At 45.8% G+C, this 1,180-nt stretch carries 2 protein-coding genes; both read left to right on the top strand.

Annotated features, from left to right (window positions below; all coding sequences use genetic code 11):
• Positions 1–743 (top strand): hypothetical protein (locus DSM107010_RS33155; RefSeq protein ID WP_199755930.1); only part of this gene is annotated, 743 nt, incomplete at its 5' end.
• Positions 744–772: 29 nt separating this feature from the next.
• The coding region (locus DSM107010_RS33150) for an AAA family ATPase (protein ID WP_148125944.1) at positions 773–1,180 on the top strand (408 nt) is incomplete at its 3' end.

Genomic DNA, 1,180 nt, shown 5'->3' with positions numbered 1-1,180 from the left:
AGCAGATAAACTTAGCACAATTTGCTCGACAAGCCCAACTTGTCTACAAACTCCTAAACCAGGAAGTCAAACAATCTCGTAAGCGCGGGCAAGCACTGCTACGCAAAATTGCTAAAGATCCAATGTCAATTCTGGGTCAGGTACAGGAGATCTTACCAGTGGTACAGTCTCAACTTCATGATTATCCCGCTTTAAGCGCGATTGCTCAAGCGATGGCAACGACAGAACCGCAGAAAACACTACCACAAATATCTTCCGAGCAATACAAAGCAGAGTTAGCGCAACTAGAAGCAGTTGAAGCAGAGCGACTAGCACGACAGCAGCAAGCGATCGCTCTTCATAGGCAACTGGAAACATTATTGGAAGTTTGGCAAGCCGGAGGAAATTGCACCGAAAACTCCACTCAAATCTTGACCGATCTCACCTGCTACTTGGACACTGCCGAAGGCAAAGGATATTTAGCAGCCCTGACTGATTCCATACAAGAGGAACAGCGTTTCTGCTCGTGGCTGGCTGGAGATAGAAGCGATCGCGCAATTGCTATCGATCTAAATCAATTACTCCAAGCAGTGTTCCAACAATGGAAGCAAGGGCTGGAAGTTCTGTTGAGCGAGAGAGAGTTTGTCGCTCATTACATTCAACTTCCGGCTGGAAAAGGAACGTTGAGTGCTTTAGCAGAAGATCGACAAGAGCAACAGGATTTCTATCAATGGCTATCTCAGCCAGAAATAGCTGCGACGTAATCTATCACAAACGTTGATTTAATTATTCTATGCGACACAAGTTAGTCAAAGTCAAAAACATTATTAGTCTTTCGAGTGCGTTTCAAGAATCGAAGCATAGCGCCGTAGCAGTGCCTCGAATGGGTTTGCTTTACGGCTTTACAGGGATTGGCAAAACGACTGCTACTGCTTGGCTGGTGAATAAAGAAAATGGGATTTATGTCAGAGCCACTTCCGTTTGGAGTCCCAGCGCCATGTTACAGGACATTTCAATCGAACTGTCTCTCGATCCTCCCAGTTTACCTGCCAAAATGCTAATTGCTGTGAAAGAGCAAATGAAACTGAGTAGACGACCCTTGTTTATCGACGAGGCAGACTATCTGTTCCATAATCCAAAGATGTTGCAAGTAGCACGGGACATTCACGACCTCACCGAACTCCCGGTTTGGCTAATTGGC

Source organism: Chroococcidiopsis cubana SAG 39.79 (assembly GCF_003991895.1).
Classification (GTDB): domain Bacteria; phylum Cyanobacteriota; class Cyanobacteriia; order Cyanobacteriales; family Chroococcidiopsidaceae; genus Chroococcidiopsis; species Chroococcidiopsis thermalis.
The sequence above is the reverse complement of the archived record's forward strand: the minus strand, read 5'-3'. Positions and strand labels throughout refer to the sequence as shown.